Source organism: Gammaproteobacteria bacterium, from assembly GCA_029881255.1.
Taxonomy (GTDB): domain Bacteria; phylum Pseudomonadota; class Gammaproteobacteria; order S012-40; family S012-40; genus JAOUMY01.
The window spans coordinates 160,411-185,445 of sequence record JAOUMY010000001.1; the positions used below are offsets into that span (position 1 = coordinate 160,411).

General features: G+C 47.6%; 28 protein-coding genes. 14 read left to right on the forward strand and 14 right to left on the reverse strand.

The features are described 5' to 3' along the window. Positions 1–24: 24 nt before the first annotated feature. Genes OEZ43_00720 through OEZ43_00750 form a run of 7 tightly spaced genes read right to left on the reverse strand, consistent with a single transcriptional unit; the run spans position 25 to position 4,959 of the window. Positions 25–327, reverse strand: a complete 303-nt coding sequence (locus tag OEZ43_00720) for an STAS domain-containing protein (protein MDH5544080.1) — start codon at positions 325–327, stop codon at positions 25–27. Next, positions 324–932: an ABC transporter substrate-binding protein gene (locus tag OEZ43_00725; GenBank protein MDH5544081.1), complete on the reverse strand. Its 609-nt coding sequence runs from the start codon at positions 930–932 to the stop codon at positions 324–326. Before OEZ43_00725 ends, OEZ43_00720 begins: the two co-directional genes overlap by 4 nt. Then, positions 932–2,293 (reverse strand): TolC family protein, encoded by a 1,362-nt coding sequence (locus OEZ43_00730; GenBank protein MDH5544082.1) that lies wholly within the window; start codon positions 2,291–2,293, stop codon positions 932–934. Before OEZ43_00730 ends, OEZ43_00725 begins: the two co-directional genes overlap by 1 nt. Further along, entirely contained in the window at positions 2,286–2,750 is a 465-nt protein-coding gene (gene mlaD, locus OEZ43_00735; GenBank protein MDH5544083.1) for an outer membrane lipid asymmetry maintenance protein MlaD, read from the reverse strand. The genes OEZ43_00730 and mlaD overlap by 8 nt, the downstream gene beginning before the upstream one ends. Further along, positions 2,751–3,533: a lipid asymmetry maintenance ABC transporter permease subunit MlaE gene (gene mlaE, locus OEZ43_00740; protein ID MDH5544084.1), complete on the reverse strand. Its 783-nt coding sequence runs from the start codon at positions 3,531–3,533 to the stop codon at positions 2,751–2,753. Between the two features lie 4 nt (positions 3,534–3,537). Further along, positions 3,538–4,359 (reverse strand): ATP-binding cassette domain-containing protein, encoded by an 822-nt coding sequence (locus tag OEZ43_00745; GenBank protein MDH5544085.1) that lies wholly within the window; start codon positions 4,357–4,359, stop codon positions 3,538–3,540. Between the two features lie 45 nt (positions 4,360–4,404). After that, positions 4,405–4,959, reverse strand: coding sequence for a hypothetical protein (locus tag OEZ43_00750; GenBank protein MDH5544086.1), 555 nt, complete (start codon positions 4,957–4,959; stop codon positions 4,405–4,407). A gap of 273 nt (positions 4,960–5,232) precedes the next feature. Between OEZ43_00750 and OEZ43_00755 the strand changes: the two genes are divergently transcribed. After that, positions 5,233–6,015: a hypothetical protein gene (locus OEZ43_00755; GenBank protein MDH5544087.1), complete on the forward strand. Its 783-nt coding sequence runs from the start codon at positions 5,233–5,235 to the stop codon at positions 6,013–6,015. 9 nt (positions 6,016–6,024) lie between these two features. On the opposite strand, the gene OEZ43_00760 is transcribed toward OEZ43_00755, so the two are convergent. Beyond that, positions 6,025–8,154: a YgiQ family radical SAM protein gene (locus tag OEZ43_00760; protein MDH5544088.1), complete on the reverse strand. Its 2,130-nt coding sequence runs from the start codon at positions 8,152–8,154 to the stop codon at positions 6,025–6,027. Between the two features lie 208 nt (positions 8,155–8,362). On the opposite strand from OEZ43_00760, the gene OEZ43_00765 reads away from it, so the two are divergent. Continuing rightward, positions 8,363–9,133 (forward strand): hypothetical protein, encoded by a 771-nt coding sequence (locus tag OEZ43_00765; GenBank protein ID MDH5544089.1) that lies wholly within the window; start codon positions 8,363–8,365, stop codon positions 9,131–9,133. 11 nt (positions 9,134–9,144) lie between these two features. Here the strand turns inward: OEZ43_00765 and OEZ43_00770 are convergent, their stop codons facing one another. Then, positions 9,145–9,786, reverse strand: a complete 642-nt coding sequence (locus tag OEZ43_00770) for a flagellar brake protein (GenBank protein MDH5544090.1) — start codon at positions 9,784–9,786, stop codon at positions 9,145–9,147. 308 nt (positions 9,787–10,094) lie between these two features. Here OEZ43_00770 and OEZ43_00775 point away from each other — a divergent pair, with 308 nt between their 5' ends. The 4 genes from OEZ43_00775 (at position 10,095) to OEZ43_00790 (ending at position 12,483) form a co-directional block, all read left to right on the forward strand. Continuing rightward, positions 10,095–10,253 carry a hypothetical protein gene (locus OEZ43_00775; protein MDH5544091.1) on the forward strand — a complete coding sequence of 53 codons (159 nt, stop codon included), beginning with the start codon at positions 10,095–10,097 and terminating at the stop codon, positions 10,251–10,253. A gap of 129 nt (positions 10,254–10,382) precedes the next feature. After that, the gene (locus OEZ43_00780) at positions 10,383–10,676 is read left to right on the forward strand and encodes a hypothetical protein (protein MDH5544092.1); all 294 of its coding nucleotides are present in this window, start codon (positions 10,383–10,385) and stop codon (positions 10,674–10,676) included. Between the two features lie 66 nt (positions 10,677–10,742). Beyond that, entirely contained in the window at positions 10,743–11,168 is a 426-nt protein-coding gene (locus OEZ43_00785) for a hypothetical protein (GenBank protein MDH5544093.1), read from the forward strand. Positions 11,169–11,229: 61 nt separating this feature from the next. Beyond that, the gene (locus OEZ43_00790; protein ID MDH5544094.1) at positions 11,230–12,483 is read left to right on the forward strand and encodes an HDOD domain-containing protein; all 1,254 of its coding nucleotides are present in this window, start codon (positions 11,230–11,232) and stop codon (positions 12,481–12,483) included. 9 nt (positions 12,484–12,492) lie between these two features. Here the strand turns inward: OEZ43_00790 and OEZ43_00795 are convergent, their stop codons facing one another. From OEZ43_00795 to OEZ43_00810, 4 genes are all read right to left on the reverse strand, one after another. Next, positions 12,493–13,017 carry a redoxin family protein gene (locus tag OEZ43_00795; GenBank protein MDH5544095.1) on the reverse strand — a complete coding sequence of 175 codons (525 nt, stop codon included), beginning with the start codon at positions 13,015–13,017 and terminating at the stop codon, positions 12,493–12,495. Further along, complete coding sequence (locus tag OEZ43_00800; GenBank protein MDH5544096.1) at positions 13,014–13,199, reverse strand: hypothetical protein; 186 nt, start codon at positions 13,197–13,199, stop codon at positions 13,014–13,016. The genes OEZ43_00795 and OEZ43_00800 overlap by 4 nt, the downstream gene beginning before the upstream one ends. Positions 13,200–13,292: 93 nt before the next feature. Beyond that, positions 13,293–15,413: an FAD-dependent oxidoreductase gene (locus OEZ43_00805; protein ID MDH5544097.1), complete on the reverse strand. Its 2,121-nt coding sequence runs from the start codon at positions 15,411–15,413 to the stop codon at positions 13,293–13,295. 117 nt (positions 15,414–15,530) lie between these two features. Beyond that, on the reverse strand, positions 15,531–17,189 hold the full coding sequence (locus tag OEZ43_00810) for a L,D-transpeptidase family protein (protein ID MDH5544098.1): 1,659 nt from the start codon (positions 17,187–17,189) through the stop codon (positions 15,531–15,533). A 173-nt stretch (positions 17,190–17,362) separates the two neighbouring features. Between OEZ43_00810 and OEZ43_00815 the strand changes: the two genes are divergently transcribed. From OEZ43_00815 to OEZ43_00840, 6 genes are read left to right on the forward strand one after another with little or no spacing between them, the layout of a single operon-like run. Then, a complete protein-coding gene (locus OEZ43_00815; protein MDH5544099.1) occupies positions 17,363–17,965 on the forward strand; it encodes a hypothetical protein in 603 nt (200 codons plus the stop codon). 14 nt (positions 17,966–17,979) lie between these two features. Continuing rightward, positions 17,980–18,228, forward strand: a complete 249-nt coding sequence (locus OEZ43_00820) for a hypothetical protein (GenBank protein ID MDH5544100.1) — start codon at positions 17,980–17,982, stop codon at positions 18,226–18,228. 16 nt (positions 18,229–18,244) lie between these two features. Next, positions 18,245–20,611, forward strand: coding sequence for a TonB-dependent receptor (locus OEZ43_00825; protein ID MDH5544101.1), 2,367 nt, complete (start codon positions 18,245–18,247; stop codon positions 20,609–20,611). A 9-nt stretch (positions 20,612–20,620) separates the two neighbouring features. Continuing rightward, positions 20,621–21,223 carry a MotA/TolQ/ExbB proton channel family protein gene (locus OEZ43_00830; GenBank protein ID MDH5544102.1) on the forward strand — a complete coding sequence of 201 codons (603 nt, stop codon included), beginning with the start codon at positions 20,621–20,623 and terminating at the stop codon, positions 21,221–21,223. Continuing rightward, positions 21,213–21,635: a biopolymer transporter ExbD gene (locus tag OEZ43_00835; GenBank protein ID MDH5544103.1), complete on the forward strand. Its 423-nt coding sequence runs from the start codon at positions 21,213–21,215 to the stop codon at positions 21,633–21,635. The genes OEZ43_00830 and OEZ43_00835 overlap by 11 nt, the downstream gene beginning before the upstream one ends. Next, positions 21,625–22,263: an energy transducer TonB gene (locus OEZ43_00840; protein ID MDH5544104.1), complete on the forward strand. Its 639-nt coding sequence runs from the start codon at positions 21,625–21,627 to the stop codon at positions 22,261–22,263. Before OEZ43_00835 ends, OEZ43_00840 begins: the two co-directional genes overlap by 11 nt. A gap of 263 nt (positions 22,264–22,526) precedes the next feature. Here the strand turns inward: OEZ43_00840 and OEZ43_00845 are convergent, their stop codons facing one another. Continuing rightward, positions 22,527–23,486, reverse strand: coding sequence for an NAD(P)-dependent oxidoreductase (locus OEZ43_00845; protein ID MDH5544105.1), 960 nt, complete (start codon positions 23,484–23,486; stop codon positions 22,527–22,529). A gap of 73 nt (positions 23,487–23,559) precedes the next feature. Here OEZ43_00845 and OEZ43_00850 point away from each other — a divergent pair, with 73 nt between their 5' ends. Both OEZ43_00850 and OEZ43_00855 read left to right on the forward strand, forming a co-directional pair. Then, on the forward strand, positions 23,560–24,444 hold the full coding sequence (locus OEZ43_00850) for a ChaN family lipoprotein (GenBank protein ID MDH5544106.1): 885 nt from the start codon (positions 23,560–23,562) through the stop codon (positions 24,442–24,444). A gap of 182 nt (positions 24,445–24,626) precedes the next feature. Beyond that, positions 24,627–24,995, forward strand: coding sequence for a hypothetical protein (locus OEZ43_00855; protein MDH5544107.1), 369 nt, complete (start codon positions 24,627–24,629; stop codon positions 24,993–24,995). Positions 24,996–25,035: the final 40 nt, after the last annotated feature.

Below are 25,035 nucleotides of genomic sequence, written 5' to 3' on the forward strand. Positions count from 1 at the left end.
CCAATGGTACCACAGTTGACAACGCTATGCGGCAACCTTGATCAGGCGCTCCAGGCCAGATACACGGATTAGCATGGTCAGTTGTTGCTGGATATTCTCAAACAAAACCTCGCTTTCGTGCATACGTCCTTCGCGTATCCATTCCAGCAAGCAGGCGATACCCGCGCTGTCTATACGTTTTACTTCTCCCACATCAATCAAAACGTCTGTATTATCTTGAAAGATCTGGCGCGCCAAGGAATAGGCCTGGTTTGCAGTTTCAAAGGTCAGATCGCCAATGACGCGATAATGTCCCATCGCCAGCGTGTCGAGACGGACACTACTCACTGCATAGCCTTTTTGTTTTTCGCTGCCAACTGATCGATCAATCCACTGATTCCCGCCGTACGTATCTCTCTGGAAAAACTGGTGCGGTAATTAGAGATCAGACTGATATCATCAATCGTCACGTCGAAGACTTTCCATCCATCTGCGATCTTGTGCAGGCGATAATTAATCGGCACCGGAAAACTACCCGGCTGCTCGACTTCGGATTTTATTGTCACCTCGCCCGAGGCCAGGTCGTCATGAAAAGGCAGAAACTTGATATTCTGTTCGGCAAAGTCTGCCAGCGAGGTTGCATACGTGCGCACCAGCAGTGTCCGAAATTCTTCGATAAAACGTTTTTGTTCCTGCGGGGTAGCCTGACGCCAGTATTTACCCAACACCCATTTCGACATGCGTTCGAAATCAAAGTGTGGAAGCACATACTCCTTAATCAGCTCGTAAAGTCGCTCCGGTTCTTTGGCGATTAAGGCCTTATCCTGCTTGAGTTTGGCAATGGTCTTTTCAGACACCGATTTAACCATATCCTGCGGTGACTGCTCAGCCAGCACTGCTGTGGAAAAGCACATGCTTACCAGCAAGAAGCAACTCAAAATTCCGTTCTTCATCACATTTCTCCCGTCACCCGCGCCAACTCAGCCACGTGCATATTATAGTGAAATACACTTTGAAGATATTCTGTATAGGTGAGCACATATCCCTGAAACGCACCCACTATTTTGTCCGATTGTTCCAGGCCCGCTTCAAAATCTGTATAGGTACTTATCATCCAGCGCCGTGCCGAACGGGCACTTTTTTCGAGACTTGCGACTGAAGAATAAAATGCGTGCACCTGTTTGTAACTCTCTTCAACCTGGAAAGGAATCCCTTTGCGCGCAAGTGCTCCTTTTTCCATTAACGCATCGAGTTCGGCCTGTGCTTTGGCCACGCGGGCGTCTTTCAGGCCGCCGTTCCAGTCCCACTGCAATCCTACAAAGGGCGTACCGCCCCAATCGTTAAACGGATCGTATATATGCGGATTGTCCAGTCGATCACGCCCAGGAGAAAAGGAAACCATACCGCCCAATCCGGCAACGATATTAGGTTTGTTCATTGCTTTGTTGGCCAACACCAGCGATTGCTTCGCCTTCAAGCCTTCACGCAGTTGGTTCATTTCAGGGCGCTGCGTTAGCGCCTTGCCTTGCCATTCCGCTAACTCACCCCCTGGCAAGGCCACGGGCGTGATTCGTGTGTCTTGAATTTCAATCGATTCTTCTGCACCAAAATTGGTCAAGACCTTCAAACCCGCCATGGCGATCTTTTTCAAGGCCTGAGCCTTGGAAATATAAGCATCCGCCAGACCTAAAGCCGCTTGCAGGGCAAACAAATCCGATTGTTTTACGTGACCCTCGCCTTCATCCAACCAGTTCTTGACCTTGTCGGCGGCGATCTGCAAGCGGGACTTCATGTCTTCCAAAAACAATTCAGTGTCGCGAGCGGCGAGAAATCCAAAATAGGCCTTCTTGACTTCGTAAACCGTGTCGCCCTTTTGCAGGCGTACGGTTTGTTGCTTGATCTTGATGTCTGCTCCTGCGGCGTCTCGATAGTTTTCCAGCTTACCGAAGGTATACAGCGGCTTTATGATGCGGAAATCCGTATAACTCCAGGGCGAAATGCCTTCCGCCAGGGTGTAACGGTCGCGACGATTGACACAAGCAGCTTGATCGCCACAGTTGTCGCTTAAAAACAAACCGCCAGTTAAGCCGGGAGAAAGACCGACAAAGCTGTAAACCTGGGATTGCAGCCCACCATAACCATCCACTTCCGCCAAGGTCGCTTCCGCAACGCGCACCAATGCTTCCATTTCCGAAATACGGGGATCGTGTTGTAGCGCTCGCTCGATAGCCGTATCGAGATTAAGGGGAACGCCCTGCGCGTGAACCGAAAACGTGAACACCAGTCCGGCTAATAAGGGGAAAAACCTATTCATTACCTGCTGCTTTGCTAAATAAAACCTGACCGATCACCTGCTCCAACACGATAGCTGATTGGGTCAATTTGACCTTGTCGCCATCATTCAGCAACTTTTCGTCGCCACCTGGTTCAAGAGCCACATATTGCTCACCAAGTAGGCCCGCCGTGAAAATCGAGGCGCTGGTATCAATTGGCAACACCTTGTACTTGTCATCGATAGCCAGAGTGACAACTGCCTCAAATGTTTGAGTATCAAGTGAAACCGACGCTACAGTCCCCACCCGCACACCTGCCAACATTACCGGCGCCCTGACCTTTAGACCACCGATATTCTCAAAATGCGCTTCAATATCGTAGGTATCACCTTCATCGTATCCGGCCAGATTACTCACCTGTAAGGCCAGCACTACCAGGGCGGCTATGCCTGCGGCGACGAAGCCGCCGACAAAGATTTCCATTCGCTTTTGATCCATCTAGACTCCCCCGAACATCAGTGCGGTCAGAATAAAATCCAGGCCCAGCACAGCAAACGCGGTATGGACCACCGTACGCGTTGTCGCTGAACTGACGCCTTCAGTGGTTGGGTGTGCATCATAGCCCTCAAAAACCGCAATCCAGGTTGCGACAAAACCGAACACCATGCTCTTCACCACGCCATTCCAGATGTCATCCCAAAAATCCACCTTGGACTGCATTTGCCCCATCAACGCACCGCTATCAACACCAAGCATGCCGACCGCAACCATATACCCACCGAATACCCCAACTGCGCTGAAAATACACGCCAGCATTGGGAGAGAAACGATTCCGGCTATAAAACGCGGCGCGATCACTCGCTTAAAAGGATCTACCGCCATAACTTCCATCGCTGGCAATTGCTCTGTTACTTTCATCAAACCGATTTCCGCGGTCAGCGCAGAACCTGCCCGGCCAGCGAACAATAATGCCGTTAGCACTGGCCCCATTTCTCTCACCAAAGAAAGTGCCACCGCCTGCCCTAAGGCCTCTTCAGCGCCAAAGTCCACGAGCGTGTAATAACCCTGTAAAGCCAGAACCATTCCTACGGTAAGACCTGATATCGCGACGATCTGAGTACTTTGTACCCCAACATTAAACATTTGCCGTACAAGCTGCCTGCGCTGCCCGAGTAAACCCGGAAATGCCCGCAGCGCAGAAATCAAAAACAGATGTCCGCGACCCAGTCGCTCAAAAAAGGAAAGTCCGTGCCCGCCTATGTATTCCAACCAATTCAGCATGCGCCTATTGTTTCCGTTCCATCAGGTCATCCGCTAAATCACACGCGGGATAGTGAAAGGCCGCCGGTCCGTCCGGCAAACCGTTGAGAAATTGTTGTACCCATTTTGAGTCAGAATGCCACAACTGGCTCGGTGTTCCCTGCTCCACCACCTTGCCGTCTGAAATCACATAGAGATAATCCGAAATCTTTGCCACTTCCTGCACGTCATGGGAAACAATTATGCTGGTTAAACCCAGGCTGTCGTTGAGCAAGCGTATGAGTTTCATGATGACGCCAACCGTTATCGGGTCCTGCCCGGTAAATGGTTCATCGTAGAGTACCATGGTAGGGTCAAGCGCCACCGCACGTGCAAGCGCAACCCGTCTGGCCATACCCCCGGATAATTCGCTAGGCATAAAATCCTTCACGCCACGCAGACCCACGGCCTCCAGTTTCATTAACACCAGATCTCTGATCAGTATCTCAGGCAGCTGTGTATGTTCGCGGATGGGGAAAGCCACATTCTCAAAGACACTAAGGTCGTTAAACAAAGCGCCGGTCTGAAACATCATGCCCATGCGTTGGCGCAGTGCATAAAGCTCGCTACGACTTAGCGACGTGACGTCTTTTCCCTCGACAGTGACGCTGCCAGTGGCAGGTTTGAGCTGGCCCGTGATCAGGCGCAATACCGTGGTTTTCCCGGTTCCGCTTGGCCCCATGATAGCCGTTACTTTGCCACGAGGAATCTGAATATTGAGGCCATTGAGAATCGCCCGCGTGCCACGATAAAAACTCACATCGCGCATGTCGACTAGTAGCGATTCGTCGTTTGCCTTCCTTGTCACCAAGTTTTTCTACCCTGAATTCATTAAATGTTTGTTTTTGAAACCCTAAACAGTATACCCCATCAGTTCAAGCAGAATTTGTACCGATGACGCAGCCTCTGAAAATTCAAGCTCGGTTTCCAGCACTACAACCAGGGGCATTTTGAGTTGGGTGACCGGAAATACTTGCTCAAGATCACGCCGTAGCGCGCGTAGACCATCATTTCCCGCCGCTAGTTTCACGCGCAATACCTTCAACTGATCTTGTAGGCAATCTGGGGGTGATGATACATCGACCTTTTGCACAGACTTGCCATTATTTACAGGTAAGGTAACGAAACCGATACATAGCTCGCCAAACGTTTCCGTTAAACTGACCTGATCCGCAGGGCTCGCGCCCTCAAACAAGAAGCCCGTCTTGCCATCAACGGCTTCCAGCCACGACTCACTCACCGCTTTTGGCACACCTCGCCATTTTTCTTCTGGCACCCAGACTGCTGAAAATTCGTTGGCATAGTAATCAAGACGCCAATCCTCAGGCAAATCCTCGGGATAATAATGTGTGAGTAAATGCGGATTATCCCAGTCGTTTGACGCAATATTTATTGCTTTTAAGCGCACAGATTCATACTCCTGCTGCCGATTGTGATTGGCCTTAGGTAATCGTTCCGGATATTAAACCGGCTTGGAAGCGGCCTTCAAACCTTAATACTGTGCAACTCTTCGTTAATCCCCTAAAAAGTACTCAAGCACATAGATTCAAACCAATTACACGCTTTCCTCACAATTACAGGAAATGCATCACATTTTAAATGTGAAATACTGTGCAAATTTTAATTGTTGCCGAATTATTTCATACAAAATACTACTTATTGGCTATAAATGGAGAATGATATGACCGTGCTGGATATGGCTGTCCCCGTCAATACAGGGCTACATAGTTTTCTTGCCATCGACGAGGCATGTGTGGCGATATTTCCCCTGCTGATAGAACAACTAGAGATCGCCAATCACCAATTGACGGACGGTATCGATGCTCTGACACGTGGCTTTGGCTGTTTAGCGCAAACCTTGAACCTGATAGAACCATCCCAACTAGGCCACAATCTTCCGCACGACATTATCCAAAAAATTCAGAAAGTGCAGCGCTATACGCACGATTTGATTAAGGCAGGGGAGTCTATCCACGAAACAACCGCCCGGGAGGCGATAAACAATCATTCAAAAGATAGCGCGCAAAATATCAAACGCATCATTATCCGCACTTTGAATATGCAGGTTCTTGCGCAAGATGTCCGCAACGAAGCAGACAATTTGATAAAGGAATTGGAAAAGGCTCAGGAAGGCCTGCTATTTGACGAAAATACCGACGTAAAACAAAAAGCAACGGCTATCAAAATGTTGATAGAAATGCGTATGGAAATAAACAAAATGATCGTCGCTTTCCAGTTTCAGGATCGAGTAAGTCAAATTATCAATGCAGTAATCAATTCAATGAAGGATCTTACAGACTACATTAGTGATGCAGGTACTCAAGCGAGAAACGAAGGAATAGACGCCTATGTCGACATAGGGGAAATGCGTCGGCGCGTCGAACAATACTGTATTTCAAAAGAACAATATGAACTCATGGGGAGGAAATCGAGCGACACCTCAGACGACATTATTCTTTTCTAGTCTTTTGCACTACTTATTTTTTCGTCTTTCACTCGCAGTGCTTTTCTTTGTTTTCAATCCGTGTGTTTGCTGCGTTCTGAAAGGTTTGGCTTTTTGTGTAACGCGCGCGCCTTCAGCGCGATCACCTGTACCCGCCGGCTGATAAGTCGGAACAAGATGTTTTTTCCCATTCCCAATAAGATCTGCACGCCCCATACTTTTCAGAGCATCACGCAATAAGGGCCAATTATTCGCATCATGATAACGCAGAAAAGCCTTATGCAAGCGGCGCTGCTTTAATCCTCTTGCGCTAAACACCTTCGCCGAATTCCGTTTGATTTTACGCAAAGTATCCATTTCGCTGTAATACATCGCCGTTGCAGTCGCCATAGGTGACGGCAAAAATGTTTGCACCTGGTCCGCGCGAAATCCATTAGCTTTCAACCACAGAGCGAGATTCATCATATCTTCGTCTGTAGTACCCGGATGGGCGGCAATAAAGTATGGAATCAAATATTGTTCTTTTCCTGCCTGTTGGGAATATCGTTCAAACAACTCTTTGAAACGATCATATACCTTTATTCCAGGCTTCATCATTTTACTTAGTGGACCTTCTTCCGTATGTTCCGGCGCTATTTTCAGATAGCCGCCAACATGGTGCTGCGCCAGCTCTTTTACATACTCAGGTGAGCGTATAGCGAGGTCGTAGCGAAGTCCCGACGCAATGAGAATTTTCTTCACGCCTTTCAATCCACGCGCGCGCCGGTACAACCGTATCAAAGGCTGATGATCGGTACCCAGGTTTTGACAAATATCCGGGTAAACACACGAAGGTTTGCGACATGCAGATTCGATTGCCTCATCCTTACATGTTAGTCGATACATATTCGCTGTCGGTCCACCAAGATCGGAAATTACGCCTGTGAACCCGGGAACCGTATCTCGTATAGCCTCTATCTCACGGATAATGGAATCTTCCGAACGACTTTGTATGATTCTTCCCTCGTGTTCCGTAATTGAACAAAAGGTACATCCCCCAAAACACCCGCGCATAATATTTACGGAAAAACGAATCATTTCGTATGCGGGAAATTTACTGGCCTGATAATCAGGATGAGGAATGCGTCGATACGGTAAATCAAAAACCTTATCCAACTCCTTACTCGTCAGCGGAATCGGGGGAGGATTGATCCACACCTCGCGCGTACCATGTCGTTGCACTAATGCGCGCGCATTACCAGGATTAGTTTCCTGGTGCATCACACGCGACGCGTGGGCATATGTCACGCGATCACTACGTACTTGCTCGAAGGAAGGTAAGCGAATTACGGTTCGCGCCGGGTCGAGTTTGGGCGCACGACGAGAAACAAAACGAATAACGCTCTGATCAGGCGGCGTAGCCGCGACTTCTTCATAAGGATTGGCGTGAGGCACAATTTCGCCAGGCGTATCGACGTGGGTAGAATCCAGTTCGTACCAGCCGTCAGGAATTTCGCGACGAAAAAAAGCTGTACCACGTATGTCTGTGACGTCTTTTATATCCTCGCCGGAAGCCAGGCGATGAGCAAGCTCCACAATTTGCCGTTCTGCGTTTCCATACACCAGCATATCGGCTTTGGCATCGACTAACACCGAACGCTTGATCTTGTCCGACCAATTGTCATAGTGAGCAATACGGCGCAAGCTGGCCTCGATACCGCCTAGAACAATCGGTATCCCCTTGAATGCCTCTCGACATCGTTGGGCATATACCACGACCGCATAGTCCGGTCTTTTACCCGCTGTACCATCGGGGGTATAGGCATCGTTGCTACGAATTTTCCTGTCTGAGGTATAGCGATTGACCATTGAATCCATGTTTCCGGCTGTGACCCCGAAAAACAAGTTAGGCTTTCCCAGTCGGCTAAAATCCTTGGTATCAGACCAGTCCGGTTGATCGATAATGCCCACCCGAAAGCCCTGAGCCTCTAACACACGCCCCACCACCGCCATGCCAAAGCTGGGATGATCCACATAGGCGTCGCCGGTAATCAAGATGACGTCGCAAGAATCCCAGCCCAACGCTTCCATTTCGGGGCGAGTGCGGGGGAGAAACGACGCAGTCCCGAAGCGCTTGGCCCAGTATGGTCGGTAGGAAAATATGTCAACTGCGGGGTACATAGGGATTTATCACATTGAAGTGGGGTAATTATAACAGACCAGCATAACCAAGCAATTTTCTTGGTTATAGCTGTGATTACAAACAAGCCACTATTTGTAAAACATTGTTATTTTAAAAACAATTCAGCGCATTCCCTTTTCGTCTGAGATGAAGTCCGAGCTCAGTCTGGTCGCTAACATGGGAGTGCTATACCAACAGGAGGGGCAAATGTCAGAGCCGGCACCAGTGTTGAACACAGATGATACCTCTGATCTGGTCACTATGGACCAGGCCTGCATCCATGTTTTTCCTTTATTGGTCGCGCAGCTCGAAATTGCCAATCAACAACTTGCGGACGGCGTTGACACCCTAATCACCGGGTTCACCTACCTTGCGCAGAAATTTAATGATGTAGACCCAAGTACCCTGGAAAAGCAGATACCCACGGAAATGCGCCAAAAACTGCAGCGTATACACCGTTTTACCGAAGACCTCATACACGCTGGCCATCGAATACACAACACCACCGTGGAAGAAGTCACCAAGGATGAAAACAATAAATTGCGTCGCAACATCAACCGTATCGTTTTAAAAACCCTGGATATTCAACAGTTATCCGCTGAAATTCGCGAACAGGCGGGAAACGTTATCAATGAATTGGAAGACGTGCGCGATGAGCTGGTTAACGACGCAGATGACAGCAATCCTCATTTGTTAAAAACGTTCATGGAACTACAAATGGAATTGAACAAAATGGTCGTCGCATTCCAGTTCCAGGACCGCGTATTCCAGATTATCAGCGCCGTAACCAACGCAATGAAGGATTTAAGCGAGTTTTTACAGAAGGCTCGGAGCCAACAAAGCGGAGGCAATAACGAGACCCTGGTCAGCCTCACAGAAACGGTGCGACACGTGGAGCGCTATTACATATCCAAAGAACAATATGAGTTAAAAGGCGACAAAAAGGACGAAACATCCGACGATATCGAATTATTTTAGAGTGTCGAAACTTATACTACGCAGCTGCCCTGATACCAGCCTCGCCCTATAAAACATTCCAGAAAAAACAAGCCCTCTTCGTCTAGTTCGGTAAAACGTACGCCATGTGTAACACCTGGGTGCGTTCCTGTTTCTTCATGCACGAATCGTATGACGCTTTTCAGTTTGACTAGCCCCGGCCCAAATGGGGATCGTATGGAAATCAATAAACGATCCCCCACATTGCCTAGCCGGTCACGTCCGCTCAAACAAGCCTCACCGACCGTTATGTTCTTCATACGCACCATCGAACTCTTGCCCGATTGAGTACTGACATTGAGCAAGATACCCTCCGAAGCCACCACGACACTCTCAGCCAAAGGGGCTTGTTTTTGTCCCATTACTGGCCATACCAAATGTAGGCTGGGATAGGGTGTTTCACGGATCGCTGCAGCCCTGCTGTTAAATCTCACGATTTGTCCACCCATTCGGCGCTTTACTACTACCTGGCAGCCTTCTACCAAGGGAAATTCACTTCTTGGAAGGCTTACCCGGATATGGCGGCTATCTACATACCCCAGGAGGGTGGATGGCGATAGATGGTGAAGCCCATCTTGCTCAATTTGAAGATAAAGCATTTCACCTATGCGCAGCTCGGAGGGGACGGGACTCATGCAATCTCCTTATCATCTAATTCAACTATTACCGGGTCTTAGATAGTGTCCTGAACCTGGTTTGATACTTTGCTTGTAGTCCCTATCGACACACAGGTAAAATGTCTGAACAGTCGGGTTTACCTGACAGTTTGAAAACTTTAATAAATACATCCAATTTAAATAATTAGAAACAATTTGTTACGTAATTACCTGTGCTTGAAAGCGGTTTTGGACGATATCCAAGTTAACTTAACAAGTCTTTAACATTTGCTTTGTAGACTTCTACAAACATCTGGCGGGTAGTCGTACGAAAAGGAGGAACCCAAATGTTTCTTGAAATCTTTTCTAAAACCGATATGAGTGAAAAACAGGACGTCCGTACCTATGAAGAGGAAAATCAGTACCTCGAGGCATTTGTTGGCGACTCACTGTTAATTACCACCGCCCAAGAGCTGAACCAGCTTAAAGAAGGACTGAGTAACTAAACAGCTCTAAACCGTTTTCTCTAGCACTCTCCTTAAACTAAAAGCATTCCGAACAGAATGCTTTTTTTTTCGGCTCAGTTTTTGCTCGTCTCTCCTTTGAAAGCTATAACAACAGTTTGGAGAACGACGATGAAACTGGTCGAAAACTGCAAGGATCTTTACGGTGAATTATCGGAAAGTAATCAGCGACATATTACTCGCCTGTTACAAAACCCGTCCGCTGAAAACTGGGAACAGGCGCGAAGAATCGTAGTAAGCCCGGCACCGCTATTGACCCTCGACATGGCCGTCAGCCGCGTGACAGAAACCAAGCTCAATAGCTTCCCGGATCAGTTCACCATCTACCGGGCCCTGGACTACGCTATCAAGAAGCACCAGCACTATCTGAGTCGCCCAATGGATATGGAATTCGGTATCCGCTAAGCATTTCCTTTACCCCCCAGATGAGACTAAAATGGATTTCCTTACAACAAAAAAGAGGGGATATCCATGGGAACCGTACGCATAGCGACGCTGTTAATGCTTGCGTCTATCGCACTGCCGCTTCAGGCCGCTGAAAATATCAACATCATGTTACAAGAATGGCGCATCGTTACCGACAAGACCACGGTACGTACCGGTAAGGTCACGCTAGCCATTCAAAATCGCGGTAGGGAAACCCACGAAATTGTCCTGTTAAAAACCGATCTTCCTTTTGATCAACTACCCTTGCTCCCGGAAGGTGGCATTGATGAAGCAAAAGCAGGAGAAGTCATTGATGAAATCGAAGACGTTACTGCCTTTTCAAAACACGAACTCACCGCTTTTTTAAAGCCTGGTAAATACGTGCTTTTGTGCAATATGGTCGAGATGGAAGACAACCAGCTCGAACAGCACTATGCCATGGGCATGCGCTTATCACTGGTAGTAAAATAGCTTACTCAAGACTTTAGCGTAGATTGCCGACAACCATCAGAGAATTCTGGTGGTTGTAAAAATGGACACTGGCAAAGCACAAAATATACTCGTCATCGATTCGGACCGCGCAAGTCAGGAAGCAATGCAGACATTTTTTGCTGCACGTTCCTGCCGTGTGTGTTTCGCCGGTGACGAGGCATCTGCCTACAAAGTTATAGACAGCACTCCTTTGTCACTAGTTATTGTCGAAATACTCTCCGACAATTTAAAAGGTCTCGATTCCCTCAAAAATATCGCTAAAAAAGCCGCTGGACGCAAAACACCTGTTATCGTAGTTAGCAGTCACACTAAAAGTGATGATATTGCGCAATGCGTAGCCTTGGGCGCAAAAGACTTTATTGCAAAACCTCTCAACGACGAACTCTTTGCCAAACATGTTTCCGGGGTAATGAGCTTACCTGAGTTAGGTGGTAATACCGACGCTGCCACCAAACCTGTCACCGGTATTGTTAATGAACTTGCAGAAAAACTAAAAACTGATGATCTGGACTTTTCAGTCATGCCTCAGCTCGGATACAAAATCATCGAGCTACTCAAAGATGAGAAAGCGCCGCTGGCAAAAGTATCCGAATTAATAGAAAAAGATCCAGGAATCTTTTCTAAAATACTGAAGGCCGCAAATTCTCCGGTATTCGCCGCTGCCAAGCCTGTATACAATTCTAAAGAGGCAATCTTGCGCATAGGCGTAAAGCGCACCATTAACTACATACTGGTAGTATCAAGTTCTCGATTATTTAAAACCCCAGATAAAACATATGAAGGTATTTTGAAAGAGGTTCTTGATCACAGCTTGACCTGTGCCATTGTCGCAAGAGAAATCGGCCATGCGATCAATTACCCTGAGGCTGACAATCTATTCGCATATGGATTACTTCATGATATAGGAAAAGTTTTACTGCTGCGCATATTGAAAGAAGTCGCAGAGGAAAGAAACATCACGGATACTATAGTAATAAAAGATTTACTGGAAAAACTGCACACCAGATTCGGTGCAAGCCTGGTGAAAAAGTGGAATCTACCGAAAGAATTCTTTGAAGCAATACTCTATCATCACGACAAGCCCGACCGCGCAAAGCACAGTCCGACAGTGGTACTGGTGTCCATTGCTAACATGATCGCGCATGAAATTGAAGACGACACCCTTAAAACCAATATGCCCCAGATTTTGAGGCAACCGCACTTGGCGATGTTAGGCCTGAAAAATCCTAAGTTTGATACGATGAAGTCTGTCGTAATGAAAGAGAAGTCGATTTTGAAAGGTCTGGCCGAATAAATCAGATTTTTATTCTTGTAGTATGCCCGCTAGCCATAGCCGTAGACGCAATCCAAGCTCCGTTGTATATCCCACTTCCGTGTATCGAATCAATCCGTTTCTATCCACAATAAAACTTGTGGGGAAAGCACGAATTCCAAAACGTTGTGCAATAGTCCCGGAATCATCCACCAGTACAGGCGCAATAATTTCGCGCTCGCGAACGACTGCTTTCACTTTATCTGCGCTACCCGAATGAGAAGCCACAGTGACGACATTTCCGGAACGGGAAAGCGAATCGATGGTGCCATGCTCAAGTCGGCAGACCGTACACCAGGTCGCCCAGAAGTGTATGAGAACCGGTTCGCTGATATCCTCTGGAAGACGAATAACCTGCCCGTCCAGAAACTGGGCCGTGACAGAAGGTAATTTTCCCTTTGGTGTATCCAAGGTTTGATAAAACTGCACACCGAGATAGACCAGCACAAGCACCGCTGCCTGAATCAACCATCCAACGTAGCGCTTTCTATAGAAAGGTACTGTATCTCCGCTCACTTCGCTTCAGCCTTTTTCTGACCGCAACGTGTACACCTGTATACCGTTACCAGTTTACCTTTCTTAACATCAAACACCTGCTTCTGGTCGATTTCCCACTTATGAAAACCACTTTTGCACAAACTCTTCCCCTTGTGCTTCTCAGCGGCTTTAGGAATCTTGAATTTGACCACTTCCCCCATGACCTACCTCTCAACAAAACCAACAACCATGCTAACTATCGACAAAATCTTGTTGGAATTTGATCCAAGTTGAGTAGGGAAGTTTCAAATTCCCTAGACTCCCCTTCGCCAGGCGTGGAATCGCGAAACCCAACTTAATAGTCTTTCCGGCGCATGGGCCTTCTTCCAGTTTCCGGCAACATACTTATTCGCCTCAGAGAGAGTTGGATAAATATGAATAGTTCCCAGAATCTTGTTCAATCCAATACCGTGTTTCATTGCCAATACATATTCGGCAATCAATTCTGCTGCATGATGGCCGACTATCGTAACGCCCAGAATACTATCCTTCCCCGGCACTGTTAACACTTTAATAAAACCGTACGCTTCCTGCTCTGCTATAGCGCGATCCAAATCGTCTATGCCATAACGCGTCACTTCAAAATCAATACCGCGCACCCTGGCCACTTTTTCATTTAGCCCAACCTGCGCAATTTCAGGATCAGTGTAGGTCGCCCAGGGAATTACCGAATAATCTACGCGAAACTTTTTGAAAGGACTGAACAACGCATTAACCGCTGCGTACCAGGCTTGATGCGCTGCGACATGCGTAAACTGATACGGTCCTGCAACATCTCCACAAACATAAATATTTGGATAGTTGGTGCGTAGAAATTCGTCTGCTTCTATAGTGCCATTAGCCTGCAATTTCACGTCGAGTGATTCCAGGCCAAAACCCGATACATTCGCCTGTCTACCCAGTGCGACGAATACAAGATCGCATTCGATTCGAATTTCGCCTTGTGGACCTTTACAGATCGCAACCGTATAGCCTCCGGTTTTCTCGAAGCGAACAACCTCGTGTTCAAGCAAAACTTCGATTCCTTCGCTCTTAAACCGTTGGACTATCAACTCAGACACATCGTCGTCCTCTCGTGGCATCAGATGTTTGTCACGTTGAATCAACGTCACCTTCGTACCAAGACGCTGGAATGCCTGAGACAACTCACAGCCGATTGGCCCACCACCGAGCACCAGCATACGTTTGGGTTGATTCCGAAGCTCCCATAGCGTGTCAGATGTTACATACTCAATATCCTTAAGTCCGGCAATAGAAGGCACAAATGGCCTGGCGCCAGTGGCAATAACAATATTTTTCGTCGTCATTCGCTCACCATTCACCTCGACCTCATATGGAGAGACTATCTTCGCATCTCCCTCAATCACCTTCACCCCCAGGCCGGTATATCGTTCCACTGAGTCATGTGGCTCGATCTCACGTATCACTCGTTGGACGCGTTCCATAACTTCTGCAAATTCGAAATCGACACTTGCCTGTTTAAAACCAAACTCTTTCGCACGCTTAATATAGGATAGTATCTTTGCCGATCGTATTAGTGATTTACTGGGAACGCATCCAGTGTTTAGACAATCCCCACCCATGCGATGTTTTTCTATCAAGGCCACTTTTGCCTTAACAGCGGCGCCGATATAGGCGGTAACCAATCCCGCCGAACCACCACCCATAACGATCAAATTGAAATCATAATTACGTGGACGCTTGTATTTTTTGATTTTGCCATTTCTCTTCAATATTGAAACCATTTTCTTGGCTAGTAGAGGAAATATACCTAGCAACGCGAAGGACAGTATTAAAGCCGGCGACAATATCCCTGCAAGTGAATCCAGATCTGCCAACTGACTACCTGCATTGACGTAGACAATTGTACCCGCCAGCATGCCAGCCTGACTGACGAAAAAAAACTGCCATGTTCGAATTTTGGTCAAGCCCATTACCAGGTTAATCACAAAGAAAGGCACAACGGGAATTAAACGTAGACTGAAAAGATAAAACACACCATCTTTTTCCATGCCTTGATTAAACTGCACTAGCTTTGCCGAAAAGCGTGTTTGAACATATTCTCTCAATAGAAATCGCGATACTAGAAAAGCCAGCGTCGCACCGATGGTGCTTGCGACGGACACAATAATTGTTCCATTGAAAAGACCAAACACAGCCCCGGCAAGCAAAGTCATTATCGTTGCGCCCGGAAGAGATAACGCCGTGACAGCAATATAGACCCCGGCAAACACCACAACGGTAAAAACGAGTTGTTGATCCCGAAAAGCGATCAGGGAATCTTGTTGAGACTTAATATAATCCAGGGTAAAAAACTGATGTGCGTCGAATATATAGAATGCCGCTACCAGCGACAATATTGTTATGCCCAACAATAACCTTGTAAGACCTTGCACTATGAGTACCTCTAGGCAGCTTGCAACAGACTGGTATAGAGATCCTCAGACAACGATTTTGTTACAACTCATTCCTTGTCTTTCAAACACCCGATCTCAGGAATTGTCCCCACTGAATTCTCCACCGGCTATGGTAGTGATTTTGTTGTCGCGGTTATAGATGTCTCGTCTGAACTGAACGATATCCCCATCATCCACCCAGGCAGTCCAGTACAGTAGATAAATAGGAATTTTGGTTGGTAGATTTACACGCTGTGTTTCACTGCGCGAAATGAGTTTGCGCACTTCACGATTGCTCCACCCATTTTCTCTGCCGCCAAGTAGATAGGTAGCCAAAGAAACCGGGCGCGAAACGCGTATACAGCCTGAGCTAAAGGTTCTAACATTTTGGAAGAACAGTCGCCGAATCGGCGTGTCATGCAAGTAAACGCGAAAACTATTAGGAAACATAAATTTTACGCGTCCCAAACTATTATGGTCGCCGGCCATCTGCTCAAATTTGAAACCAATATCTTCAGGGTCCATCTCTGCCCAATCGACAGCTGTAGGGTCGATTTCTGCCGCGTCTTCACCCCAGTTTTCAAGAATTCGAATATTGTTCGCTTTCAGGAAGTTCGCATCCTTAATCATCTTTGGTAAAAATTCCTCGCGCGCAATTCTCGGCGGTACGCTCCAGGTTGGATTGAACTCCAGATATTCAATCTTATCGGCAAACGCAGGTGTAGCCCTATACGGTTTACCAATAATGACCGGCATATCAAACACGGATTTATTTTTCTCTATCACATATAAGCGATAGCCAGCCATGTTTACCATGACGTAACGACTACCCATATCATGAGGTAGCCAGCGCCAACGCTCCATATTTTGCGCGATCTGGTCAATACGGTCGGTGAGGCTCAAATTCATGGCGTAGCGTGTCTTCGGTCCTACGATGCCGTCAGGATTTTCTCCTGTATGACGTTGGAAAAGCTTTACTGCTTGCTCCATATCTCGATCAAACAATTTTTCGTCCTGAGGCCTTGAGCTAATCGGGTAGCCTTCGTGAAGTAAACGACGCCTCACCATGACGATTTGATCTCCCCAAGATCCTAACTTCAGATGTGGACCGGGCGGAATCGTTATCCACTCGCCCTTTACTGTCAATGTCGCCCGGTAGCGTGCAAGCGCTGTTCGCAAACGCTGATAACCACCATGCTGTGGTGGTATCAGATCCAATGCCGCCTGGATATCCTGGCTGCCAAGAACTTGTTCGAGCACCTCTAGCGGTTTGACCGTGGGCGGATTGATATACCACTCGTTGTCAACGAGCCGGGGATACTGGTACCCAACGCGAGCCTCGATGACATAACGGAAAAATGCATCGGTAAGCAGTAGCTCAAGCCGGGCTCTACTCACATCTCTTTTAGCATTCCAAAGATAACGAATCGCTGTAACGTGGTATTCGAGGGGGTTCAAGCCTTCGTCGCCGGCCCTTAATAAGGTATCTCGCCAGAGTCGTGCCCGTTCAGAGGCGACATCGCCATCGAGCCATATCGGCTTGAATTTTTTGCTCAGATAGAAATCGCGTAGACGCTGCCAATCAAGGTCTTCTGCCCAGTCTTCGTAGATATCGACGACTAGGTGGGCAATCAGCTCACTGACTATTGGATTTTCCACATCGACCTTGGACTCGGCTGCAACGGGCGCAGCCGCTGCTGTCGCGAGGCATACAAGGCCAAACCAGCACAGGATACCGTATAGAATTGATCGCATAGACTTCGTTGGTAAAAAAATCAAAAACTTATAAATTCCCATACTCTATTTCGGCGTCGCCGAGTAAAGCTTGATGGTTGGACTAGCGAAGCGTCTCTTCGTTCTTGCCATTGCAGCCAGTAGAAGCGAAACTGACGGGCTTGCATAGAACAAGCACCCATCGGAGCCATTAAATGAGCCAAATCGTCCTCGCGTGTGATGACAATTACGCCGATAATTCAATATGTTACATCGATATCCAGGCATCTTACCCTGAGCATGAACAAATCTGGATTTGGGACCACTATTTTACACTGGTCATGCATCGTCTCTGTGATACAGAGGAATCCACCCTCTTGCTCGATTCCCTTGCCAACTGGGCCGCTGGATGCATTCCAGAGATGTACAGCCCGGTAAATGAGCTCCACCAGAAGGCGGCTTTGAAAATCGACACCCAATTATCCCTACGCGCGCTGGAAGCCCCTGTCCCTTCAGAGTATTACCTCATCGAAGCCGATCAACGAGCCGGTGAGTGGCCGCAGGTGATGGTTAAATTGCCAGAGGCCCCATCAGCCGCCAGACTCGCCTATTCCGTGATAGCGCTTGCTCAATACTTTCTGGGAAAAAATATCTTGTTTTTCCGTGAATTGCCTCTACATGTACTGGCTATACGCAAGTATTATCAGGAACAAAAGGGACCGATCGAGCCCGAGAGTGTCGCCCAGGCGCCAATTTTCGCCGTGGAAGCCGCGTTGAAATTTTTCACCGATGCGAACAAGAAAGCAAAGGCAGAATAACTATGGATATTTTAATGGGGGTCTGGTTTTTATTCATGGGTGTTGTGTGTCTACACCGTACACACCAGATCCAACAATGGTTTGGAAATTTCTACGAAAAAGTCCCTGCAGCGGCGGCATGGAAATTTTTTTTCGACTGGACACAATCGAAAAATTTTGTCTTCGTCACGCGTATTCTTGGCGTGCTATCGATGATCAATTTTCTGATGCTTTTTTACGTCGCCTTTAACAGCCAGGGCATCGATATCTCAAAACAATTTTAAGGAAGGGGGAACAGGGATGAGAGCCTGGGGGCGCATGTTACTTTTGCTTTCCGCTTTTGGCAGCACTTTTACTCACGCGGCAAATCTTGAAATCAGCGTGCTGGAAAAAGGAAGTGGCGATCCCCTGGAAGGCGCCACAGTCGTGATCAAACAAACCGGCGACTATGACACCACTAACAAAAATGGATTGGTCCAGTTCGAGGGAATCGAATTACCAGTCGATATCAAAATACTCAATTCCGGCTATGCCACCATAGAACAAACGCTAGATGCACCATCTTTGACAGTCTATCTCGATCTTATGAGCTTCGAAGGCGAAGGAGTGGAAGTCGTCGCCGAGCGCGTAAAGGAAAAATCGTCCAAATTTGTTTTGCAGCAGGAAGAGCTACGCCGTATCCCCGGCACTTCGGGTGATCCCATCAAGGTAATCGAAACTCTGCCCGGCATTGTCAGCGGTGGTGGGGGCGGAGGAGGCGGTGGCGAAGGTGGACCGGGCGCCATCTATGTCCGTGGTAGTGGTGGAGGCGAAAACAGCTGGTGGGTAAACCGTATTCCCATCGATTATCTCTACCATACCTGGAACATTTCTGTAATTAATCCCAGCCTGGTGCAGGACTTCAATATTTTCCTCGGTGGCTTCCCGGTGGAGTACGAAGACAGACTGGGCGGCGTGGTAGACATTAAACTACGCAATCCAAAAAACGATCGCCTGCATCAGACTTATCGCGTCGCTTTGAATGAGTCGGCAGGATTGCTCGAGGGTCCGATTGATAAGGAAGGCAAACATAGTTTTTATATCGCTGCGCGCGCCAGTTATATCGATAAAGTGCTGTCACCTGTCATAGATGATTTATCCAAACTGGTTCAAGACCCAGACAGCGACACCAATGTTTCGGTGATTACCTTACCCAAATATTGGGACGCGCAGGCGAACTGGCACTACGAGCTCAACAAGGGGAGCGCTGATCTTCTTTATCTCGGTTCCGGCGACGGACTGGCATTTGACATCAAAAGCCTGGATACCGCCGACCCGCAACTACTCGGCATACTGGATGCCAAATGGGGATTCCATTCTTTAGGTTTAAACCTGCGGTACCAACTGGCGCCCACGCTAACAGGGCAAATGACGGCATCTTTAAAGAATGTGTTTTCTCATCAGCAAATGGGAAGTGATGAAAATGGCGATCCATTTTTTGTAGACCTGCAGCAATTGACCAGCCTGGCGCATCCACAGTTGTTCTGGACACCATTTCCTCGACACGAGTTTAGTCTTGGGTCACACCTGTTTTATGGTTTATTTCCCTTGAAACTCAACATCAGCAGCACACCTACAGAAGAAGGCGGCCCGCAAGGCAGTTTCACCAGCGCAGAAAAATTCAAAATCGATAAAACTGTGCGCGCCGGTAGTATCGCACCGTACCTAAAGTGGCGCTGGTCGATTATGGACAGCCTCAAGGCGACGCTAGGGCTGCGTTACAGTCTGGTGCGCGCATCCGATGGAGTCGATATGTCTGACTACACGCCGCGCGGCTCCCTGGAATATCAGGCAACTGACAATTTACTGTTAACCGCCAGCTGGGGACGATTCATACAAATACCGCAAGAGGCGCAACTGGTTAAAGGTTATGGGAATCCTGATCTCGGTTTTACGCGATCCGAACACCGAATTCTTGGTGCGCAATATAAGGTCAATAATGACTGGATGGTACAACTCGAAGGCTACCACAAGCCGATGAACGACCTGGTACTTACCTATCCTGCATTACCACCGAATATCTACAAGAATCACGGCAAAGGTGAAGCCTACGGTATCGATTTATTGATCAAACGTAAGTACGCAAATCGTAAAATGGGTTGGTTGAGTTATTCTTACGCACGCAGTTCGCGCACCACCATACTCGACATCGAACGCGATTTCAGTGCCGATCAACCACACACGCTTAATTTTGTGTGGAGCCAACCCATGGGCGGAAGCTGGAGCAAATGGAGTTGGGGTGTTCGCGTCGAGGCACATTCGGGCAGACCTTATACACCGATTGTTGGTCGCGAGGCCCAGTGTAATAACAATGGTCAAATAGAGCCTTGTGCCGATCAGGCAAATGCAGCCGACGATCCAAATCTGTCACACTGGAATCCCATCTATGAAGGTGAACGCAATAGCAGTCGTCGCCCGTTTTTTCACCAGGTGGACCTGCGACTCGACAGACTGATTCGTTACAATACCTGGAATTTGAACTTGTATCTGGATCTTCGCAATGTCACTTTTACCAGATCAATCGTGTTCTATGACTATGGCAAAGACTACGAAGATTACGAAAACCCGAAAAAAACCGGCTTCCCTCCCATCGTGTTGCCTTTCTTCGGTATGGAAGCGAATTTCTAGGAGAGTGTTTTGTTGAACGAATTTCTCGATCTGATGGCACGAGGCGGCCCGGTAATGTGGGTCATTTTTTTTACGGCCTGGCTTGCCATCATCATGCTGATAGAACGCATGTTGCGCATACACGGGTGGTATCGCGCAGCGGTAAAAGACCAACACGAATTTTCACAGCAGAACCATTTTCGTCCACAAGGAAATGCCAGCCCTATAGCGATGCTGGTCAGCAATCTTCAGTGGCATGAGATACAGGACAAGCAAACCCTGGCAGAACAGTTGAACATCCAGCTCACCGAGCACATGCCACGCCTGGAAGGAACCCTGCCCACAATCGCCATCATTGGTTCGCTTTTACCTATGCTAGGCCTGTTGGGAACGGTAACGGGAATGATAGAGGTATTCGAAGTTATCGCGATTCAGGGTACTGGCAATCCACAGGAAATGGCCCACGGCATTTCACAGGCGCTACTGACTACAGCCAGTGGGTTAATCATTGCGATACCGGTAATCTTTGCCCACCACCTGTTAGCACGAAAACTTCGTACTGTCCTGGCTATTACCGAACAAAGCATGCAGGCAATTTATCACCAGGGGATACAAAACAAGCATGCAGCATAACCCAATAAAGTCGCCGGTCATGGACGCCGGCAAGCCAGAAATTTCGATGGCGCCACTCATAGACGTAGTATTTTTACTCCTGATTTTTTTCATGGTAACAACGGTGTTTCCAGAGAATCGTGGACTGGTCATTGAGAAACCTGAAACCGAACAATCAGAGCCATTAGCGCTAAAAAAAATCACCTTTGTTATTTCCAGTAGTGGTGAGATTCAATTTCAAAACCGCGTTATAGATTTAAAAGATGTTAAACGCCTCGTCACTGAGCAACTGGCTGCTGCACCAGATACTGCGGTATTACTACAAGTCGACAAACGCGCTGCTACCGAAACATTTATCGGTGTGCTGGATGCCTGTAAAGCAGGAGGCGTAAAACAGGTCGGTATAGCAACTAACAAACGTAATGAAGAATAAAGAAAAAATCTGGCTGCTGGCATTCGTCATAGGGAGCATGATTAACACCGCATTGTTTCTTATTTTACCTCGACTGGGTTATAGCGACCCGCCACCACCTGCACCCATCATTAAACTGGACTTTGTCGCCTGGCAAGAACCCATTGTGAAACCGATTGAACCACCCAAAAAAGCAAAGCCAATTCCAAAACCCAAGCCTAGACCTAAACCTGCAGAGCCACGGCCTGTTCCACCGGAACCGGTTAAGGAGCCGGTATTAACGGAAAAAGAACAAGCACCTGTTGAAGAAGTTGTGGAACAAGAAATTATTGAAGAACCACCCGAAGAGCTTATGCCGACACCAACACCGGTACACGAACTTACCAATATGCCGCGCATCGTCCACAAGGCCGACTTGATTTACCCCCCGGCCATGCGTGCGCAAAATAAACAGGCTTTAGTCAAACTAGAGGTTCTAATCGACGCAGAAGGACGAGTTAGACAAACACGTGTCATTAAATCCGGCGGCGAGGAATTCGACAAGGCGGCCATGGAAATGGCGATGGGTTCGACTTTTATTCCGGCCAATATCAATGGAAAGCCGGTCCCTGCGTTATATAAGATTCCTTACACTTTCACACTACACTAGGACGCGAGAGTGTCATTTAGAAATTAGCAACGCAGGAGAGATGTTCTCAATTAACTTGCCTTCATCTAAACCCGCGTCCGGATGCTTGTGCCACACGCTCATCTACGAACATGAACAGCATAAATTTTTTTGCTCACAAGATTGAACAAGATTACCTTTAGCAAAAAAGGTGAGCATGGAAAATAGTACGATTCGCAGCGGAAAGTGGTGGACACAAACATGGGCGTGGTAGAAACAAGTTTTTACAAATTCATCATTCCAATCTACATAAGCGCAAGCTCTTTCAAACCCTGCTCGATAGTAATCACAGGCTTATAACCCAGTTCCTTTCTTGCGCGCTCAATATTGTAGCGTCGCGGCAAGGAAATAAAGCTCGTTTCGAATCGCGTAAGCGGTGGCGTAAAGCCCAGGTGCAACATTCGCCATAGCCATTCAATCAACACCGCCATGGGATACACAATAAAGCCCGGAACGCTTTTCTCAGGCGTTTTATAGTCCAGCGCTTCCAACACTTGCCCAATGAATTCACGCGCACTATGTTCCACACCGTCAGTAATGTAGTAAACACCCTTGTGCACACCATGATTCAAAGCACAAATACACGCTGCCGCAACATTCTCCACATGTACCGCTTCGAAAGGCTGAGCGCCTGCATCAACCCAGATAAACTGCTTAGACCTGACTTTTTTTACGATGCTTTCGAGTCCCGCCGACCCCTTACCCCAAATAAACGTTGGTCGGAGAATAATGATTTCAGGCCCATCAGTTTGTTCAAGCAACCACTTTTCGGCCTGTTGTTTGGCCAATCCATACATGGAATCAGGCTCAATATAAGTTCTATTTTCGTCGATATCGACCAGCGGCATACGCGCCTGCAAAACAGACTCTGAGCTAATATAGATAAAACGTTTCACGCCATGGGCTTTTGCCGCCAGATACATGTCTCGTGTAGCGCTGACGATGCCCGACTGATACATCGACCATTTCCCCCAAAACACCATTGGTGCTGCAGCATGAATAACGACTTGGCAGCCACGCAAATCTTTTGCCCACTCAGTAATAGTCTCCATTGAACCAATAATCGGCATGCAACCGCGCTTCACGTATTCATCTTTCTTTTGAGCCTTGCGTAAAAGCGGTGACACAACATGCCCTCGCGCCATCAATTGATTGACGATGGAACGCCCAAGAAATCCACTGGCACCACTAACAAATACGTTCATATCAGGTCAAAACCATATATTGTTTTCAATTGACTCTTTTTCAGATCGGCACAGGCCGTGCAAAAGCATAGATATGCAAATACTTGTCCGTCAATTTGTTTCTGTCAGTAGCATGCTCGCCTGTCTACTACTTGCGCCAGCTGCAAACGCTGAACAGTGTTTCGAAGAAAACTCGTGGGTTAGTCCTGAGCGTAGCGAATATGTGAGCGAAACAGACGTATTCAACAAACTCACCGATGCAAAAATGATTTTTCTAGGAGAACATCACACCAACGAATCACACCATTTATGGCACGCGGAGCTGTTGGAGCGTTTACTCCAAAATGGAAACTGGGCAATCGGCCTTGAAGCCTTTCCCCGCTCTAGCCAAGCACTGCTCGATCGTTGGATAAGAGGTGACATTGATGAGGCTAATCTACGCAAAAACACCAATTGGGACGCCGTATGGAGCTTCCCGTTCGACTACTACTTACCGGTGCTCTATTTGGCGCAACGATATAAATCGCCGCTGATTGCACTTAACGTAGAACGTGAATTAGTGCGCGCGACTCGTGTTGATGGCTGGAAAAATGTTCCTCAAAACCAGAGAGAAGGTGTCGATGATCCTGAGATACCTGGTAAAGACTATCTACAAAAACTGGCCGCAAGCTTTCAACGTCACAACACGCAGGCTATAGGCCCTGAACAAAAACAACAGTTCCAACGTTTTGTAGAGCAACAACTACTCTGGGATCGCGCTATGGCACGCGCCGTTGGCGATTACAGAAAAACACATCCCACCGTTAATATCCTCTCTATCGTTGGTAGTTGGCATCTCATCGATTTTCACGGCGTACCTTTTCAGCTCAACTCGCTTGGGTACAGCGATGCAACAGTACTAATCCCATGGGATAATCATCTAAATTGCAGTGATTTAAACAAAAATTTCAGTACTTATATTTATACCCCGTCTCAATAAAGCGTGCGCCAGTTGGCAAAACCACATTATCCGCTTCATTTTTCACCCTCAGGTGTCGACACAATTACCAGAAGTCATTGTCTAAAGAGTTGAGCTGGCAAGGATGCATTCCTTAAGTATGGACAGGCTCGAGCGTAGCGGTAAACGACTCAACTCGAATTACTTGAGTGAGGAGGGTCGAAATGAAGTCCTTCAATAAAGCACTGATAGTTTGTAGCTTTTTATTAACTACCAGCACACCATCTCTTGCTGCGGTAGGCCAGCCTATCGATGGCCCGGAACAGCATTGCTATGGTATGTCGATGGTTGGTTACGATTCTGTAATCAATTCACGGCTAGGAGTACCTCCAGAGCACGCCTTGGAACTAGCGGCAATACAACGAGTTGGTGGTAAAGATGTTGTCTATCAGCCATTCCTGTTAAAAGTCGTGCTTGATGCTTATCTGTGGAATCAAGCGCCCCACAACTATGCGGTTAAGGTTATGTATCAGTGCGCTCAGCGTGACGTCAGAATGCGTACCGCTGGTATTACCGACGAGAGTTTAATGTAGTAGGTTATTGGACCAAGGAAGGTTCAAATCAACCAGGTTT

What these genes read in the sequence shown, in the direction of transcription:
- OEZ43_00765 (MDH5544089.1), top strand. Translation starts at nt 8,363, where the DNA reads ATGTCAGAGCCGGCACCAGTGTTGAACACAGATGATACCTCTGATCTG.
- OEZ43_00755 (MDH5544087.1), top strand. Translation starts at nt 5,233, where the DNA reads ATGACCGTGCTGGATATGGCTGTCCCCGTCAATACAGGGCTACATAGT.
- OEZ43_00785 (MDH5544093.1), top strand. Translation starts at nt 10,743, where the DNA reads ATGGGAACCGTACGCATAGCGACGCTGTTAATGCTTGCGTCTATCGCA.
- mlaE (MDH5544084.1), bottom strand. Translation starts at nt 3,533, where the DNA reads ATGCTGAATTGGTTGGAATACATAGGCGGGCACGGACTTTCCTTTTTT.
- OEZ43_00775 (MDH5544091.1), top strand. Translation starts at nt 10,095, where the DNA reads ATGTTTCTTGAAATCTTTTCTAAAACCGATATGAGTGAAAAACAGGAC.
- OEZ43_00820 (MDH5544100.1), top strand. Translation starts at nt 17,980, where the DNA reads ATGGGGGTCTGGTTTTTATTCATGGGTGTTGTGTGTCTACACCGTACA.
- OEZ43_00850 (MDH5544106.1), top strand. Translation starts at nt 23,560, where the DNA reads ATGCAAATACTTGTCCGTCAATTTGTTTCTGTCAGTAGCATGCTCGCC.
- OEZ43_00815 (MDH5544099.1), top strand. Translation starts at nt 17,363, where the DNA reads ATGAGCCAAATCGTCCTCGCGTGTGATGACAATTACGCCGATAATTCA.
- OEZ43_00845 (MDH5544105.1), bottom strand. Translation starts at nt 23,486, where the DNA reads ATGAACGTATTTGTTAGTGGTGCCAGTGGATTTCTTGGGCGTTCCATC.
- OEZ43_00790 (MDH5544094.1), top strand. Translation starts at nt 11,230, where the DNA reads ATGGACACTGGCAAAGCACAAAATATACTCGTCATCGATTCGGACCGC.
- OEZ43_00855 (MDH5544107.1), top strand. Translation starts at nt 24,627, where the DNA reads ATGAAGTCCTTCAATAAAGCACTGATAGTTTGTAGCTTTTTATTAACT.
- OEZ43_00840 (MDH5544104.1), top strand. Translation starts at nt 21,625, where the DNA reads ATGAAGAATAAAGAAAAAATCTGGCTGCTGGCATTCGTCATAGGGAGC.
- mlaD (MDH5544083.1), bottom strand. Translation starts at nt 2,750, where the DNA reads ATGGATCAAAAGCGAATGGAAATCTTTGTCGGCGGCTTCGTCGCCGCA.
- OEZ43_00730 (MDH5544082.1), bottom strand. Translation starts at nt 2,293, where the DNA reads ATGAATAGGTTTTTCCCCTTATTAGCCGGACTGGTGTTCACGTTTTCG.
- OEZ43_00760 (MDH5544088.1), bottom strand. Translation starts at nt 8,154, where the DNA reads ATGTACCCCGCAGTTGACATATTTTCCTACCGACCATACTGGGCCAAG.
- OEZ43_00780 (MDH5544092.1), top strand. Translation starts at nt 10,383, where the DNA reads ATGAAACTGGTCGAAAACTGCAAGGATCTTTACGGTGAATTATCGGAA.
- OEZ43_00810 (MDH5544098.1), bottom strand. Translation starts at nt 17,189, where the DNA reads ATGCGATCAATTCTATACGGTATCCTGTGCTGGTTTGGCCTTGTATGC.
- OEZ43_00725 (MDH5544081.1), bottom strand. Translation starts at nt 932, where the DNA reads ATGAAGAACGGAATTTTGAGTTGCTTCTTGCTGGTAAGCATGTGCTTT.
- OEZ43_00800 (MDH5544096.1), bottom strand. Translation starts at nt 13,199, where the DNA reads ATGGGGGAAGTGGTCAAATTCAAGATTCCTAAAGCCGCTGAGAAGCAC.
- OEZ43_00825 (MDH5544101.1), top strand. Translation starts at nt 18,245, where the DNA reads ATGAGAGCCTGGGGGCGCATGTTACTTTTGCTTTCCGCTTTTGGCAGC.
- OEZ43_00770 (MDH5544090.1), bottom strand. Translation starts at nt 9,786, where the DNA reads ATGAGTCCCGTCCCCTCCGAGCTGCGCATAGGTGAAATGCTTTATCTT.
- OEZ43_00835 (MDH5544103.1), top strand. Translation starts at nt 21,213, where the DNA reads ATGCAGCATAACCCAATAAAGTCGCCGGTCATGGACGCCGGCAAGCCA.